12 protein-coding genes are annotated in these 17,049 nt (G+C 48.1%); 2 read left to right on the top strand and 10 right to left on the bottom strand.

Annotated elements, in window-relative coordinates; translation table 11 throughout:
• Positions 1–48 precede the first annotated feature (48 nt).
• The 6 genes from ACJJIZ_RS10720 to ACJJIZ_RS10695 all read right to left on the bottom strand — a co-directional run bounded on the left by ACJJIZ_RS10720 (position 49) and on the right by ACJJIZ_RS10695 (position 10,923).
• Entirely contained in the window at positions 49–2,775 is a 2,727-nt protein-coding gene (locus ACJJIZ_RS10720; RefSeq protein WP_444916113.1) for a DEAD/DEAH box helicase, read from the bottom strand.
• 77 nt (positions 2,776–2,852) lie between these two features.
• Positions 2,853–3,404, bottom strand: coding sequence for a GmrSD restriction endonuclease domain-containing protein (locus tag ACJJIZ_RS10715; RefSeq protein WP_444916112.1), 552 nt, complete (start codon positions 3,402–3,404; stop codon positions 2,853–2,855).
• Between the two features lie 239 nt (positions 3,405–3,643).
• A complete protein-coding gene (locus ACJJIZ_RS10710) occupies positions 3,644–5,845 on the bottom strand; it encodes a hypothetical protein (protein ID WP_444916111.1) in 2,202 nt (733 codons plus the stop codon).
• Between the two features lie 296 nt (positions 5,846–6,141).
• Positions 6,142–9,249: an efflux RND transporter permease subunit gene (locus ACJJIZ_RS10705; RefSeq protein ID WP_444916110.1), complete on the bottom strand. Its 3,108-nt coding sequence runs from the start codon at positions 9,247–9,249 to the stop codon at positions 6,142–6,144.
• Between the two features lie 43 nt (positions 9,250–9,292).
• Positions 9,293–10,357: an efflux RND transporter periplasmic adaptor subunit gene (locus tag ACJJIZ_RS10700; protein WP_444894309.1), complete on the bottom strand. Its 1,065-nt coding sequence runs from the start codon at positions 10,355–10,357 to the stop codon at positions 9,293–9,295.
• A gap of 38 nt (positions 10,358–10,395) precedes the next feature.
• The gene (locus ACJJIZ_RS10695) at positions 10,396–10,923 is read right to left on the bottom strand and encodes a TetR/AcrR family transcriptional regulator (protein ID WP_444916109.1); all 528 of its coding nucleotides are present in this window, start codon (positions 10,921–10,923) and stop codon (positions 10,396–10,398) included.
• Positions 10,924–11,075: 152 nt separating this feature from the next.
• On the opposite strand from ACJJIZ_RS10695, the gene ACJJIZ_RS10690 reads away from it, so the two are divergent.
• The gene (locus ACJJIZ_RS10690; RefSeq protein WP_444916108.1) at positions 11,076–11,465 is read left to right on the top strand and encodes a YchJ family protein; all 390 of its coding nucleotides are present in this window, start codon (positions 11,076–11,078) and stop codon (positions 11,463–11,465) included.
• Positions 11,466–11,486: 21 nt separating this feature from the next.
• Here the strand turns inward: ACJJIZ_RS10690 and ACJJIZ_RS10685 are convergent, their stop codons facing one another.
• Positions 11,487–11,675, bottom strand: coding sequence for a hypothetical protein (locus ACJJIZ_RS10685; RefSeq protein WP_413665191.1), 189 nt, complete (start codon positions 11,673–11,675; stop codon positions 11,487–11,489).
• A 79-nt stretch (positions 11,676–11,754) separates the two neighbouring features.
• On the bottom strand, positions 11,755–12,963 hold the full coding sequence (locus tag ACJJIZ_RS10680) for an RtcB family protein (protein WP_444916107.1): 1,209 nt from the start codon (positions 12,961–12,963) through the stop codon (positions 11,755–11,757).
• Between the two features lie 429 nt (positions 12,964–13,392).
• Here ACJJIZ_RS10680 and ACJJIZ_RS10675 point away from each other — a divergent pair, with 429 nt between their 5' ends.
• Positions 13,393–14,124: a pseudouridine synthase gene (locus tag ACJJIZ_RS10675; protein ID WP_444916106.1), complete on the top strand. Its 732-nt coding sequence runs from the start codon at positions 13,393–13,395 to the stop codon at positions 14,122–14,124.
• A gap of 43 nt (positions 14,125–14,167) precedes the next feature.
• Here ACJJIZ_RS10675 and ACJJIZ_RS10670 read toward each other — a convergent pair whose 3' ends face one another.
• Together ACJJIZ_RS10670 and ACJJIZ_RS10665 are read right to left on the bottom strand one after the other, a co-directional pair.
• Positions 14,168–15,061, bottom strand: coding sequence for a polysaccharide lyase (locus ACJJIZ_RS10670; RefSeq protein WP_444916105.1), 894 nt, complete (start codon positions 15,059–15,061; stop codon positions 14,168–14,170).
• A 660-nt stretch (positions 15,062–15,721) separates the two neighbouring features.
• Positions 15,722–16,984, bottom strand: a complete 1,263-nt coding sequence (locus tag ACJJIZ_RS10665; protein WP_444916104.1) for a patatin-like phospholipase family protein — start codon at positions 16,982–16,984, stop codon at positions 15,722–15,724.
• Positions 16,985–17,049: the final 65 nt, after the last annotated feature.

Genomic DNA, 17,049 nt, shown 5'->3' with positions numbered 1-17,049 from the left:
ACTAGCAGCTGCGGCGTAACTTTCATCTCTGAACCCTAAGCAGCAGCACTAACCTTCAGGAATAGCAGCTTCAGATATAGGCACTTTTTCCTGCTTAAGAATCGTCAATAACTGCTCGATGCAGCCCTGCCGGTCTTTTAGCCAGTTAATATACGGCAGGGGAAAAACCGGAATGCCCGCCCGATACAATGCCTTGTAGACCTTTACACTAAAGTAAGACTCGTAGTCGCCGGGATACCCAATCAGGTCAATACCGATAAAACGCCCGCTCACAGCACAAACCACATCTACAATCTGCCCAGCCACAGGAAAGCCTACCCAATGGGGAATTTCGTGCTGGGTTAATAAATGGCTAACTTCACTCGCAAAACGACATACGATTTCATCACCCTGCAAATGACTGCCAACGGAGTGTGGAAACTCAACATATTGACGCAAGAGATGATCCGAAGGGAGAGTTTGGGGCTCAATCGACAACGCAACCAACTGCTTTTCTTTTGCCCTGGTAATTGCAACATTAAACACATCCGCCCGGTTTAAGTAGCTGGCTGCCCGCAACGATTGACTATCAATAGCCATGGAGATAAGCATTAAATCTCGCTCCTCTCCTTGAAAACCATAGGGCGTGGCAACGCGTACAGAAAAACTCTGTAACTTCTGCAAGGAGAAGACCTTAATCAACTCCCCTTCCAAATAATCAGCCTGATCCCGATAGGGAGACAAAACACCGACCGACGGCCGAATTGCAGCATCGGCATAGCGCTCGAAATGCGCTTTCAATTGCGCAATAACCCAGTCGCGCTCTACAGTGTTTCTCCCATTTTTTCTCCGGCGCCCTGGCAGTTGATAAAATTCTAGCGCCGACTCTGGTAATGGTTTGGGCCTGGCCCTCATAACTTTCAAGCGGCCGGAGTAAAAAGCATGGTTACTGAATGCGATCAGCTCTGGATGGCTGCGAAAGTGCTCATCCAGCATCACAATAGCTTGTTGAGTGGGGATCACGTCTGACGCCAAATCCAAAAGTGATTGATCCCTATAGCTCAGTTTTGGCGGCACCCCGGCATCTTTTATCACTCCCTGCCAGATACTTTGCTGCCGTTTGCGGGAAAGAAATGAAACATGACGCAGTTGTTTGCTGTCACCGACAATCACTGCCCGCTCAGCTCGAAACAGAGCCGGCAGTGAACTCGCAATATCACACTGGGTTGCCTCATCAAAGACCACCAAATCGAACATGGCGGGCGATAACGGCAGCACTTCATTGAGTTCATCTGCCTCCACCAGCCATATGGGGAACGCCTGCATTACCACCCGCATATCAGTTTGGGCAAAGCGCTCCGCCTGTACTTTTGAAGTTCGAGATCGCAAGGCTTGATTGAATTGGCTCAGGGTACCTCGATTCTTTTCCAGCAGTCTGTGCAATGTATCGCGGCGATAAGTATTCAAATACTGACTTGCCAGGCTTTCAAAGTTGCGCCGACAATCATCAATCGCACCTTGTGATTGCCACAGATTTTTAACACTCAATCGATTTGCAAAGAAGCTCCAGGCATGTCGCGCTACCCACTGAGCAAACCGACCTACACTAACAGAGCGCGCCAATCCCAGCTCTTTGGAGAGGCGCTTCTCCAGGCCCCTCAAGGCTCGATAAGCCCTCTTCAGTTCCCTCTTCACCTGGGCAGGCTTTCTCTCTGGAAGTTCCACCCCCTCTTTCAGCAGCCTATCCAGATGAGCTTTTAAGCTGGGGATAAAACCCCGCTCCTCTCGATGTACATACCCCTGAGTCAGCCCGTACTCATCTCGCAACTTATCCCGCACCACGTCTAATGCTTGCTGGTTCTTCGACACCACCAAAACACTTTCACCATGCAGCACTCGATCGAGAACCATAGCGGCGATTGTAAAGCTCTTTCCCGTACCGGGCGGACCTGAAACAAGGCTAAGAGGAAAGCGAGTCGCATTTTCCAGTGCCCCCTCCTGAGCCCCACTCAACAGACCTGGCAGCATATCCGGCTCACACACTTTCTGTGCCGTTTCCCAGTGGCACTCTCCCAGCAATGCCTGTAACGGAGGAGATAATCTTTTTTCCCTGCCTAAAAGTTGTAATTCGTGCAGTACTCCACGAGAGCCCCTCGATCTATCCGCAAGAATTACCGCACCCGCCGAGACCAGGGACAACTGAGCACCCTTCGATACACTTTCAACAGCTGCCTTACCACTCAGGTTAGGCCAGCGCCCCAATTCCTCCACATTTTCCAAAATGGTGTAATGGGTTAGCCAGCGACCGACGTCAGCCAGCTGTGTCGAGGACAGCGGCGAGGCAAGCACTGGGAAACTATCTGTTATGGAGGACTCAACATCAGGTTTAAGCAGTTGACGTAAAACAGGGAGATTAACGTGAATGTTTGCAGAGTTGATCTCTACAAAACAATCCTCATCAAAATGTAGCTTGGCGGGAAAATAAAGTAGTGGTGCACAGAGCTTGCGCTTTGCACTTAGTCCAGATTGGAGAGCGTAGTTACCACAAATAAACAGGCAACCATAAATCAGCCGCCGCTCCTTTCGGTAAGCATCCACTTGTTCCAGCAGTTTTGCTCCCGCCGTAGCGGAGACAGGTACACGTGGTAACTCATCAGCCCCCAAATAGTCCCGCTCATCTAAGAACAGACGCCGATTCGATTTGAGATTTAGAATATTGTTGAGGGAGAGGTCGTAACTGTCAGCTTGATAGCAGCGTCGAAAGTATTCGATTAACTTCTTGGGGTTGTGCTGCATTTCAAATAACTCCTGGGGGACAACAAAATTCTAACGGATGCCGGAACCTTGTTATACCCCCCAGAGATTGCTTGTCCTCAGCCATCCGTCATTAGCGATTGATATTTGCGGCGCTCGCCCGCACTCAGCTGAAGGCCATACTTATCTACGATTGCCAAAAACCGCTTAAGGTAAACTTGCTTGACCGGTCCATAGGGCGGCATCCACTTGTCCGGCCCTTTGTGGCCTTTACTTTGGTTGCGACCGTCATCAACCAGCCATAAATTCTCAATGTCCTCAGCAAACCGCTGCTTTCGCTTGCGCGTCCAATCGGCTCCCCCGTGATCGTGTGCCCACTTCAGCGGCACAATATGTTCCACATCAAGATCTGAAGCTTTTACAAAGAAGCCTCCCGTGTAGGGATCCAGCCACAAACCGGTGTCTACTTTGCAGTGATTGGTGCGGGTATAGGTTACCGGGGATAGTGAATAGCGAATTAACAACTCATGGCGGGTATCCTGACAATCCCGATCGGAATCAGACCACTTAGGCAGCCACTCCGCCCGATCATAGGACGCTGCAAAAGCGGAAAAACTGAAAGAGAAAACTACAGCAATGGAAAAAAGCTTAGAAACTGACCGAACGCTCATACATCAACTACCAATCAAACCAGAGCGCTAGGTTACAAGAAAGTGTGTACCAATTGTATGCGGCGGTTCAAATCAATAAGAAATGGTTCAAACGTTATACAAAACACCCCAAATGAAAAAATAGGGCTATAGCAAGGGTAATGAAGAGCAGGATATTTCGATCAATTTTTTTACACCTGATAAAAATGCCCTGCCTGATTAACGCTTGACAGGGCATAATATATCAACGATAAGTTTTGCTACTTGTCCAGCCCTACCGCTTGAGGGATATAGATTGCGTGCAACTGTCCTCCGGCCATCATTTCCTGAATCAATTGTGTAGAGGGACCATTTTTTTGGTCACGCACATTAAAGGAATTCAGGTAACTATCCACTCGACCTTCAAAATCATAGTGAAACTGGGTTGAACTCAAGAACCAACCATCACCCAGAATATCGCCCACATAAATAACCCCGGATGCTTCAGCATCGGTAGAGAGCGCAGCCTCTATCCCGGTATCATCCAGCCCACTGCGAACCTTGGAGGATTGTGAGTAGTATTGACGGTAGGGCTTACTCTCCACATGCTCTTCCAACAGCATTTGGTATTCTTCGTCAGTAGGCTCAGCTTCCAATTCTCCACTTGCCAGCTGTTTCTCGATCTTCAGATCGAGCTCGTCTTCACTATCGCCGATAATTTCCGGGTTAAATTCGGCAACACGAATCATCTCTCCGGTTTCAGGGTCGAGAACGTAGATTGGTGAGTAATAATTAGATTTATCAAATTGCAACACCAAGCGAGTCTTATTATCGACACCAGCAACCGCTGCCATATTGTCGAAATTCTCATAGTTGTCAGTTATATCGCCATCGGATTTGCTACTCACTACTCTCTTGATGATTCCACCATCTGTTGGATTGGTGATATCCGCAAACTCAAGCTGGTATACACCGTACTTGGCTCCAAAATAAAAGCTATTGGGATCTAATGGGTCCCAATCACCATCTTCCGGGGAACGCCACTGGGAGACATCCATTCCAGTGGTATGAATGCGGAAGGCCTGCTGGCTCATATCGCGAATATCTTCTGGCTTCCCATCTCCGTCGGTATCCTGGCTGGAGAGTTGTACCAACTCAAACATCAATTCGTTATCGTCAAACAGCGCTCGATTGTTACTATCACTAAAATCAACCACCGGCGCGCCATCGCTATCCAGAACCCGAACCGCATACAGCTCACCATTGGTCAAGCCAGCCTTATCAACTTCACTGCCTTCATTGGTTTTTTCACCAACATAGACTGTGAGAAAACCTCCATTGCGATAAGCATCATCTTCATCACCCCGAGGCCGTTCATCATCGACAGACAGCAGTATGGTTTTATCCTGTGCTTTATAGTTGGGTACGATATTCTCAAAGCGAGATTTACCGAGTAGTGGCAATTCATAAGCATCACCAGCATTGTCTCCGGTTGTCAAAACAGCGATACCGCGACCGATATAAATTTCCGATTTGTCGTACTCGTAGACAGACTCGATCTCACTCTTGGCTTTCGCCTCACCACTGATGCTACCAAAAGCATCAAATCGAAGGCCTTCATAACCACGCTTCTCAACCAAACCATCATAATAAGTTTTGAGGCTCTCGCCACCGTCACTCTCTTCGCCGGTCAAGAACATCCGCACCTGGGTACCTTTGCCGCTTTCCGCATTATAGAAAGCAGTTTCAGCTGGCAGAGTTGCGGAGCAGAAACGTTCGAATGCTCCCGTATTCACAAGGTCCCCATCCGCATCAAAATAGGGTTTCATTTGTGTTACGTAGGTATATCCTGGATATTCAGCAACCTCACCATCCGTGTCATACAGGGTACGCCGCCAGGCATAAACACCTTTAATCAGGTCCTCACCACCCTCAATTTCCCCGGTGGTTTTATTGATTACCCACTTTGAAATGAAGGTGCCTGTCGATCGGAGACTGCGATTTGAGTTCTCCAGCACCACCCCATCACCGCCAACAAAGTTGTAGTGTTCCTGGTTCATAAACAGGGTAAATGTATCGTCGTCATTATCCAGATACCCCAAACCATCGGGTTCTCCAGACAATACATAAAGGCCATCTGTATCCGCAGCATCGAGACTTGGGTGCTCCTCGAATATAGGAAGCATATCCTGTTGGGGAACATTTTCACTGGAGTAATCGGTGGGGAGATAACCATTGCTGAGCAGATTAATTACCTTGACGTTTTCAGCCGTGGCGACAACATGTGGTACCTGCATTGTTGAAGGACCAATATGCGCAGCAGCCTCAGAACCAGCAACTGATTCAAATAGACTGACTTCCTCTGGCACTTCCGGATCTGGAGTTACCACTACCGGATCATCATTATCGTCACTACAACCAGCCAAAATTGCCGGTATAGTGATAGCTAACGCTGCTCTTTTGAAAAATTTATGATTTTTCATTGCCACTCCAATGCGTTGATTCCCCACCCGAAGGCGGTTCCAGTTATAAAGGCGGCATAGAGTAGTTGTGCTAAATGACAGACTTAATAAGGTTTGATTACAGACGAAGAATAATTTAGTTCAATAAATTTAATTTTCTGCACAAAGGTCTTCATATATTTCAATGAAAATCTCCCTATCAGAAAACAACCCTATAATTTATGGATAAAAAACGAAGACAAAAAAAATCCCGTACCAAGTGAATAGTAACTTGGTACGGGACTCTTAGATCAGCCCCAAATTAGGGCAAACATGTTTTAAACGGATACAGGTTCGCTAATAGCCGCCTCTTTGCGTTGCTCCTTGGTTTCAGTTTCCCCGCCGATTACTTCGTTGGGTCTCACTTTGTGGAATACCGCATAGAACACAGGGATTGCAATCAGTGTCAACACCGTAGCAAATCCAAGCCCACCCATAATTGTCACCGCCATATCCGCAAAGAAAGCGTCGAACAGAAGCGGGGACATTCCCAAAATAGTAGTGACAGCGGCAAGGAATACCGGACGCAAACGGCTAACGCTGGCCCGTTGGATAGCTGTCAATCTCGGTAGGCCCGCGTGGGTCTGAACCTCAATCTCATCCACCAATACCACGGCATTTTTAATCAACATACCAGACAAGCTGAGGACACCGAGAAGAGACATAAATCCAAATGGTAATCCCGTCGCCAACAACCCGACAACAACACCGACGAGACACATAGGAACAACCAGCCAGATAATCACTGGCTCCCGAACAGTACCGAACAGCAGTATCGACACCAGGATCATAATCAGGAAGCCCAAGGGTAAACCTTTACCTAACGACTTCTGCGCATCGGTAGAACTTTCGTACTCACCACCGAATTCAACCTTGAAGCCTGGTGGCAACTTCATCTCTTCAACCCAGGGACGTATGCGACCAAAGGCTGCCATTGCCGTAACACCTTCAGGCGCATCCGCACTGATGGTAATAGTCGGCACCCTGTTGCGTCTTTGGATCAATCCTTCATCAGCGGTTAACTCGAAATCAGTAATCAACTGTCCTGCCGGAATATATCCCTGCTCATTGGGGCTCCACACCAAGCGGTCTTCCAGTGAACCCACTTGATTGCGATCTCCCTCTGGCATACGGGCAACAATAGGGATAATACGGTCACCGCTTTCAAAGTCGCCAACGGTGTAACCTGCAGTGGCAAACTGAATCATACGGCTGACATCAGCATTGGTAACCCCGGCAACTCGCGCCCGCTCATCATCCAGATGTGCGTGCAGAGTAGGCTCTCTGCTGCGCCAGTTGTGACGAATATCTTCCAGTCCTTTTTCACGGAACTGCTGTTCTACACTGACCGCCAAGGTACGCAGTGTCTGGTAATCCGGACCTGAAATACGCACTTCAACATCCGATCCGCCACCGGGACCAAACACCAGGCGCTTGAAAGTAATCAATGCTTCCGGCTGCGCTACACGCAACTTCGCCTTGGCACTCTCAATCAACTGGGGGATTTGCTCCCGGTTTTCAGTGCGAACAATCAACTGGCCATAAGACGCATTGGGTGGCTCGGGAGCATAGGTCAGCATAAAGCGATCAGCCCCGCGACCAGCTACCGCCGTTACGGAGACAACTTCATCCTGTTCCTGGAAGAATGCAGTCGCTTCCTGAAGCGCCCTGTCTGTACGGTTAATATCACTGCCCTGAGGCATGAAGTAGTTAACATAAAAAAGAGGAGCATTTGAATTGGGGAAGAACCCCTGCTTCACAAACCCGAAAGCAAAGTAGCTGGCCAGGGTCACCACAATAAGTACTGCAATGGTCAGGCCCCTGCGCTTCAACGCTCCTGATAAAGCACCGGAATACATGTTGTAGAAGCGGCCATCGTACGGATCATCTGAGTCGGCTTGCTTACCCGGCTTAAACAGGTGATAGCCCAAGTAAGGAGTAATAGTAATTGCCAGTATCCAGCTGAGTAGCAGGGAGATACCAATTACCGCAAACAGGGAGAAAAGGAATTCGCCAGTAGCATCATCGGACAGACCGATACCGGAGAACGCCATAATACCGATAATGGTCGCACCCAGCAGTGGCCAGAAAGTCTGGCGGACTACGCGCCTGGCAGCACTCTTAGGCTCTTCTTTTCTCTGAACCCCCATCAGCATCCCTTCGGCAACCACAATGGCATTATCAACCAACATACCCATGGCGATAATCAGGGCACCGAGAGAGATCCGCTGCAAATTCAAGCCAAACAGGTTCATGATTAACACGGTGCCCAAAACGGTCAAACCGAGGACAGTGCCAACCACAACACCGGATCGCCAGCCCATAAATACACAAAGTACTAGAGTAACGATCACGACAGAGGAAACCAGGTTAAAGAGGAAACCGTCAACACTCTCCTCTACTACCTGGTGCTGTTCGTAAATAGGATGGATTTCTACACCCAGGGGCAATGCCTGTTTAATCAGCTCCAGCCTGGCCTCTACCGCCTTGCCAACGTTCACGATATTGGTATTTTCCGCACCGGCCACACCCAGCAGAATGGCCTGCTTACCATCAAATCGGGCAATAAAGCTGGGGCTCTCATCGTAACCGAGAGAAATATCGGCGATATCACGGACGGCCAGCATCGCAGTAGAACCGGGCACGCCGACGAGAATATTACGAATGGATTCCAGGTCACTTGCAGGATTATCAACCAGTATGCGGGTACGTAAATCCTGACCTCCAATCTCGCCGACTTTCTGGGTCGAACTTTCAGATTGCAGTACCTGCGCTAAGTCATCCAGGGAAAAACCAAACTGGGCCAGGCGGGATTCATCAATATCCAGGTAAGCCACTTCGTCGATAATGCCTGAGCGGGAAACCTTGGCAACCCCCTCAACTCCCAGTAACTCCCGGCGAATCGCTTTGGTAATTTCACGCATTTCAGTCAGCGAAAACCCTTCTCCGGTAATCGCATAATAAATACCGTAAACCTCACCAAAGTCATCATTCACAATGGAGGGTAAAGCACCGCTGGGCAGGTCACTTTGAGCATCATTAACCTTGCGCCGCAATTCATCCCAAACCTGGGCAAGTTCCTGCGAGGCATACTGATCTTTGATTTCCACCCGAATTTCAGACATTCCCGGACTTGAAGTGGAAGAGACCTTGTCCAGCTGTCCCATTTGCTGGATGGCTACCTCAAGCTTTTCGGTGACCTCCTCCTCTACACGCTGGGCGCTGGCGCCTGGGTAGAAGGTGTAAACACGGGCTTCCTTGATCGTAAACGCAGGATCTTCGAGGCGACCAATATCTGAAAGCCCCCAAAGACCACCGATTAAGCAAATCAGCATCAACAGCCAGCTATAAACTGGCTTTTCTATAAATATGTCAGAAATCTTCACAACATTTTCCCTACTGTTAACAGGGCCAGAGCTAACACACTAATTAGTGCTGTGCGTAATTGCGTACTTTTGCACCGTCATAAAGGTGCTGGCCGCCGGTAGCAACCAGTTTCATAGAAGGGCTAATGCCATCTTTAATCTGCACCGACTCACCATCAGTACGCCCCAGGGTCACGGAAGCCTTGGAAACAGATTGGTCTGCATTAATTTGCCAAACATAGGGCTTACCTTCCGGGCCAGTCTGCACTGCTGAAAGGGGAACCCACAGATCACCACTCGCTTTATTCAACTTCACACTAACGCGAGCGGTCATGCCGGGAAGGATCTGTACATTTTCGGGGCGGGGCATTCCAAACTCGACAACGTAAGTCTGGGTAACGCTGTCTGCCTCAGCCTGGTGCTCACGGTAAGTAAGTGGGAACTCCTTGCCCGGCAAAAATTCAAATTCGGCGGTCATGGAGTTGACTTGCTCTTCATTAACCGTGGCCAACAGCTTTTCAGGCACGGAGATTTGAATTCGAACTTCAGAAATATTCTGCAAACGGACAATTGCCTGGCCGGCCTGGACATTGGTGTAATTCTCTACCAGCTGGCGGGTCGCCAAAGCATCGAATGGAACCCTTAGCTGGGTATATGCCAGGTCCTGCTCAGCACGTTCCAGGGTAACTTTAGCCAAGTCAAAGTTACTTTTCGTTTCATCCAGCTGCTGCTGTGAAATAACTTTTGACCCTGCCAGAGAGCGTTGACGATTGAGGGTTTTTTCCAGTAACTCTACATTTAATCGTGCTTCTTTTACCCTGCGCAGGTAATCCCGCTGATCAAGTTCTGCGATCAGGGTTCCCTTTGGAATAATTTCACCTTCGCGAATTGTGAGCTTGTCCAGCTTCCCACCGACCTGGAAAGATAGGTCGACACTCTGCACTGCCTTAACACGACCGGCAAACTGTCGATCTTTGACCTGGTTATTACTGGCAACGGTAGCTACTTTCACGGGCCAGACGTGCTCTGCTTGCGCCTGCTCCGTCTTCGATTCGGAGCATCCTGCCAGAACTGCAACTGCTGCGATCAAAACGGCCAATGAGAAACGCGATCTTGGCGATATATTCATATTCATCATCCACAAACTGTATTAACTGGGGCTGACCTTTAGTTCAGGTCGGCAGAGAGCGCCAGCAGACGTCCCTGTAAACGTTCAATAATCGGATCTTCAGACTCAACCACACCGAGTACGCGACCCAGGAACATGCCCTGGGCCGCCAGGATTAGCAGTTCCGCCATTTCCGGGTCACGATACGCATCGCAGATATCGCGACGCTGCTGCTCCTCTTTGTCTTTTACCGGCCCCAGCAACATGGGGTCTTCGGCCACGGCGGCGATCAGTGAGCGAGGCAGCCCCTTGTCGTCCTCCATCAATTCAAAAATGCTCTTCAAGCGCGACACCAACAAGCTGTCCCCGGAGGACACAAAAGTGGCAACACTGTCATCTTCACGAGAAATTGCCGCCTCCAGCATCGCCTTCAGGAGTGACTGCTTAGTTCGAAAATGATGAATCAAACCGCCCTTGCTGAGCCCGCACTGTGCAGCCACCGCATCCAGGGTCAACTTGCGCGCCCCGCGATCCCGGACTACTTCTTCTGCTGCTCGGACAATGGCAGCTTTGTCGACTCTCGACACATGACCTCCTGGGCATCATCAATCAAAACCAACCGGTTGGTCGGTATCTTAGCGGCAACATTTCAAAGGTCAAGCTATGCTACGCTCCCTCACCAGAAAACATGGTTAAAAAGTGTTACGAGAGCGTTAAGTTCACGCTGGAGAGATGATTTATGACGGATCGGTACTGCCCCTGTGGATCGGGCAAGCCCCTTGATAACTGCTGCGGACTCTATTTGTCGGGAAAGGCTTACCCCAATAATGCAGAAGCGGTTATGCGCAGTCGCTATACGGCCTTTGCAACCGGAAATTTTCGGTACCTGAAAAAAACCTGGCATCCCGACACCTGCCCAGAACTGCAAGCTGAGGATATTGAAACCCAGTGGACACGATTGGAAGTTATTAAGAGTAAGGCGGGACTAAAAAAGTCGATTGTGGAATTTAAGGCTTGGTATACAGAAAATGACCAAGAACACCTGATTCACGAAATTTCACTATTTAAGTTATTTAAGAAGCGCTGGGTATATTTGGAAGCTCTACCCAACTGGCCTGATGGGAAATAGGCTAGCAGAGAACACGGCTAACTAAAGAGGCGATATCAACGAAAAAATAGCAGCAAAAGCCTGGGGGCGGGAGTCGCACTCCCGCACCTCTTTACGCAGCTTCTGCTTGCTAGCGAAACGACCCGAAGATTTTGCCTTTACGTGGGCACCGCCCTTTCTCATCAGCGGATTACGCGCAACGTAACTACGAATTTTTTCTTTCTTTTTCATAAAACTTCACCTTTTACTTTTAGTAGATCCACTCTTCCAAATATCTTCTCACTCAAAACTTGTATTGATACCTCCTTATTTACCCCTTGATACAAATTACCTGGCGTAGCGTGTGCACCACTTCCACAAGATCGGACTGGTTCTCCATCACCTGGTCAATATCCTTATAAGCAGCAGGAATCTCATCCAGAACACCCTTATCTTTACGGCATTGCACACCTCGGGTCTGATCTTCCAAGTCCTTTCTGGTAAAACGCTGGCGAGCCGCTGTACGACTCATTTTTCGACCAGCTCCGTGTGCACAGGAACAAAAAGATTCCTTATTGCCAAGCCCACGCACGATAAATGACTTAGCCCCCATAGAGCCGGGAATAATTCCCAACTGATCTCTCTGAGCACTAATAGCCCCTTTGCGAGTCACGAATACATCTCTATCAAAATGGCGCTCGCGAACAACATAATTGTGGTGACAGTTAATTGCCTCTGTGGTCAAAGTAAACTTTGGCAAGCTTACCTTCAGGCATCCAAGCACAAGCTTCATCATTTCCTGCCTGTTCCAGCGCGCATATTCCTGCGCCCAATTAACCGCCTCAATATAATCGTCAAAATTCTGGCAGCCTTCTGAGAAATAGGCCAGATCCTTATCCGGAAGATTGTGCATATGCCCAGCCATATCCCGTCGGGCCAACTGGATAAAATGCTGACCAATAGCATTGCCAATCCCTCGACTCCCTGAATGCAACATCACCCAGACAGCACCACTCTCATCAATACAAACTTCGATAAAGTGATTGCCACCCCCTAATGTACCCATTTGGGTCACCCAGGTTTTTTGTGGCTGATGCAGTTTCTTCAGTAGCCCTGGATACTTTGAAAACAATCTATCCACACCGGGAGCTAAAAGTTTGCAGGCAGATTCCCTGGCGCTGATCAGTTTATGTCGTCCCTGACCAACCGGCACTTTCACCTCAATGGCGTCCCGCAGTGCTTTCAGATTGTCTGGCAGCTGATGGGCTTGTAGCGAAGTTCGCACCGCATTCATTCCACAACCAATATCCACCCCAACGGCAGCCGGAATTATCGCACTTACCGTTGGGATCACCGATCCTACCGTTGCCCCCTTTCCCAAATGCACATCAGGCATAGCAGCAACATGGGAGTGCACAATAGGAAGCTGGGCAATATTCTTTAACTGTTGCATTGCCTGGGGCTCAATATCATCGGTATAGATTTTTACCGGTACCGTGCCAGGCGCTGCATTTCGATTTAACACTGTTTTTACAGGCATATTTTATCCCTGGATTAATCCACTTAACTGAAACGGCAATCCAAGCTAAAACAAAAAAGCCCCGGCATTTGCCAGGGCTTTTGGAAGGTCTGGCTTGGAAAGCAATATCACTTTCCAAGCTCAAGCGCATGAAAAGCGATTAAACAAATAAACTCTTAATATCTACATTTCGCATTTCACGGCTCCTTAGTGGTGCGATCCACTTCAAAAATACTGCCAATTAGAATGCCAACCTTGAAACTAGATCAGCAATGGAATTTAGGTGCAGTTTATTCTCATTTGGTACCATGTCAAGCCTGTTTTTTGTCTATCGATAAAAATTCTACCCTGAATTCACTAACCAACTTTTACTTTTCAACATAGCTTGAGGGCTCGCTATGCCATAAAATCGTGTTACCGAAATTACAGTCCAGTCGCCACACCCCCAAAATGACCACTCAAGAACCTACCATTCTCTTTGAAGACGACTACTTACTTGCCGCTTATAAACCAGAGGGGTGGCTTGTTCACAGGTCAGAAATAGACCGCCATGAAAAGCGTGTACTTTTGCAATATTTGAGGAACCTATGTGGCAGCTTTCTTTATCCAGTACATCGACTGGATAAGCCTACCTCCGGTGTTATTATTTTTGCCAAAAGCAGCGAGATTGCTGCGCAGGTACAGCAGCAGCTGGAAAGTGATTTATCATCAAAAAAATATATTGCTGTATGTAGAGGATATAGCCCAGAAGAAGGTGTCGTTGACTATGCCCTCCCCCCCGTTGCCGACTTCAAACACCAGAGGAAGCGACCTAAAACGGATCTGCCACGTCAGCAGGCTGTTACACTGTACCGACGCTTGGAGACTATTGAGTTACCTTATGAGGTTGATCGCTACCCAACCAGCCGGTATTCCCTAGTAGAAATCCAATTAAAAACAGGGCGACGCCATCAAATAAGAAGGCATTTCAAGCATCTCCACCACCCTCTAATTGGCTGCCCGAAATATGGAAAGTCAACCCATAATCGTTTCTTTGCCAGCAGGCTCGAGTGCTCTCGACTGCTTTTGCATGCATCTGAACTCAAGCTAGAACATCCGGTGAGCGGTTCTCAGCTGAAAATACAATGCGAAATACAGGGAAGTTTCTTGCAATTAATTCAGCGATTTAAATGGCAACTTTAAATTATAAAGCTCCTGATTTACTCAGAACCCCTCAAGCCAAGCCTTACATAGTGCACGGGGCGGTTTGCCCAGGATAAGAGCACAATGGCGCTGAATTAATAATTTCCGATGTGCAACAGGCTGAGCTTCCGCCATTTAATTGGCCACATCCGGAGCCGCCACAGGCCCCACACGAGCTGGAACAGCAAGCTCCCGACCCATTGTATATTCCAGCTTTCTCATTTTCGCATACAGCCCCCTTAAGGCCATATATCTTTCTCCCTTGTTTCACTGAAATATTGTCAAAGTAGGCATAGACTTTTTTGGAGGGTGACCACAAAGCTGAACTACCGCCATGAAAAGTACTGAACTGAAATTTATCAATAGCCACCCTATCACTACCCGTCAGCCGCAACCCTTGTTCCTCTACAATTTTTTTGCCATTTATAAATAGCTCGATATATCCGTCAGCATTATTTGCGCTGCTATTTAATTGCACAAACAACTCAATCCGATACCAGGTATCCCGCTCAAATCTAAAACTGTCATTCCCTTGATACCCATCTCCACACCGAGCGACTCTATCCTGATGATAGGTATAGAGCCCAACCCTACCCTCCGCACCAAACTTAACCCGCACACTCCAACTCTTCGGATCAATAGGTACGCATCCTGAAGCCTGTCCCCCACCAGCAAGGCCGTGTAGCTTACCGCCCTTAACAAATTCGAAGTTCCGATGAAACTTCACATCGTAAGCGAGAGTTGCCGATGAAACAGATTTGGCTAATTGGGTTGATGTACTAATTCTCTCCGAACCCTTTTCATAAGGAATATACTGAGCTTCCAGAGCATAGCCATCACCGGGCATTGGAATTAAATTTAAATGCTGATCATCAAACGTAGCCAGTGGTTGTAAATCAAAAGTTCTTCGCAACAAGGTAATATCGGTATATTTCATATAGGGAATCCCAACCCGATATCTACCAGAATTTGAAATTGCTCTGAATCTGCCTTGATTTGATGAGAACCCATGTACATAGATCTTCTTTCTTACAAACTTTTTCATTTCCTCATAATTCAAATAAAACTTGAATCCATGGGGAACGCCCTGGGTATCACATATATTGGCAATTCCCTTTGACGACTTCTGATCAGCTCTGGAAACTTTTAATGGAAACCCGCTTCTACTGTCTCCACCTAGATAAAGACCAACAGAAACTGACTTGAATACTCCTTTCTGACACGCCCACCCAGAAACAACCAAGCCTCCCCCCAAATATTCAACCCGATCAACCCTACCGATCATCTGGGCGAAATCCTGATTACCTGTACTAAATGAAAAAAGAGTCACGAGTAAAAACACGGATAACATCTTGAATAATACCCGACAGCATTGACATCACTATTAAATATAGAAGCTACTTGTTCGGATAAGTGAGGGCACACATAGCCCGAGAAAATCATAAGAAAGCGCGAAAATAAATGCTAAAGGATTCCGCCGTCTTGGCGGAACAATATTGGATTTAAGGGCGTTTAACGCCCTTTAGAAACTTGATGCAAAAATATTCACTGAGATGAAAGGCGGTAGTCACGCCAATAAGGGAAGTAGAAACTAAAATTAGTGTTCAGGGTTACCGTGAGAAGCCTCTTCTTGAGATTTACTGCGAATCCCAAATAGCCCCTTGCGCTCAGTTTTACCTTCTGGCTCCGGCTGTAGGAAACTACGCAATTTATCTTTTTCCCACATGGCATCCTGATAGCCGAGATCGATAAGTTCCTCGATATATGGCCTTTCAAATAATAGATAACTGGCTGCGGAAACACCGCCACCGGGATTGGTCGCACCCGTTGAGCGGAACAACCAGCGTAGCGCCGAGGGGAGGTGACCAAGTTTTCTTCCACTAAGACGCCCTAAACTCTGCGAGGGCTCAATAACAACCGACTCTACCGAACGCAACAATTTCAAATCCGTGTGATCTATTGGATCCACATAGTCAAGTAACATATTTACTCGATCCAGATGCTCCAAGTCTGCCTCCAAGCTATCGATAAATGCGGCATTGAATAACTGAGCAGCTATTTGTGCCATCGAAGGGGACTCCATCTGCGCAGGACTGTTGCGACTCCCCCAATGGGCTGGAGAACGGTTGTCCGACACACCCACCACAAAGACACGCTTGGCACCAAGATGCAGTGCCGGACTAATCGGGGCCATCAGACGAATAGCACCATCGCAAAAATAAACTCCATCCAATTTGACCGCCGGGAAAATGGCAGGAATTGCTGCTGACGCCAATAGATGGTCCGAGGTTAATTGAGTGGGTACTCCAAAGCGACGAAACCGCTGCCATCCTTTAACATTCTCCGCTCCCTGAAAAAAGCTGACGGACTGCCCTTCACTATAAGAAAGTGCATTAACACTTGTGGCATGCAAATGCCCAGCCGAAATATTTTTTTGAATATTGTCAAAGTTTATCTCGCGCTCAACCAAGCTGCGCAGCGGACTGTTATCCAGGAGTGCCAAAGGTTTTTGTCTACCCACACCTTGGTTCAAGAGCGAACGACTGATAGAAAACAGGTTCCCAAGTAAACTACGCCAACTGGTGCGATAAACCTGCTCAACACTAAGCTGCAACCAAACAGAGCACATTCTGTCGACAGCTTCTTTAAAGGTACCTGTATGAGAGGCGAGAAGCATCGCGTTCATAGCTCCTGCAGAGGTGCCGCAGATTATTTGAAAGGGCCGAGGATTATCTTCTGGAACCAGTTCCGCAAGCGCCCTTAAAACGCCCGCTTGATAGGCAGCACGCGCACCTCCCCCAGAAAGAACCAGAGCGTTACGCTGGCCAGGTTTGTTACTTTCACTGTTACTTGTCGACAAAGTTTTCTTCCAATACAACAAGCCCGCAAACAACAGAGTCCGCTTAAAGGCTATTGAGAAAAAAG

The organism is Microbulbifer maximicatervae (SeqCode) (assembly GCF_052467225.1).
Note: the sequence above shows the minus strand (reverse complement) of the source record. Positions and strands in the feature narration are given on the sequence as shown.